Origin of the sequence: Corynebacterium sp. HMSC066C02 (genome assembly GCF_001814945.1) — a bacterium.
In the GTDB taxonomy this organism is placed as follows: Bacteria; Actinomycetota; Actinomycetes; order Mycobacteriales; family Mycobacteriaceae; genus Corynebacterium; species Corynebacterium aurimucosum.
The window spans coordinates 1-254 of sequence record NZ_KV818460.1 but is presented as its reverse complement, the minus strand read 5'-3'; the positions used below and the strand labels follow the sequence as shown (position 1 = coordinate 254).

Genomic DNA, 254 nt, shown 5'->3' with positions numbered 1-254 from the left:
AGCCCCGTTCGTCTAGCGGCCTAGGACGCCGGCCTCTCACGCCGGTAACACGGGTTCAAATCCCGTACGGGGTACCATTGTGTTCTTACACATACGAGTTAGTGACTTAATAGAGGTAGCCAGGTCTTCGGGCCTGGCTTTTCTGTTTCTGGGGGTAAGTCCACTCCTGTGACCAGGTTGGCTTAAGGGACATTTCGTGTGGATTTAGGAGCGTCCGGCCCAGCCTTTTCTTATGCCTAAGCTGGGGTTCCATT

1 tRNA gene is annotated in these 254 nt (G+C 54.3%); it reads left to right on the top strand.

Annotated features, from left to right (window positions below):
- Position 1: 1 nt before the first annotated feature.
- Positions 2 to 77: transfer RNA gene (locus HMPREF2996_RS07945), tRNA-Glu, on the top strand.
- Positions 78 to 254 lie beyond the last annotated feature (177 nt).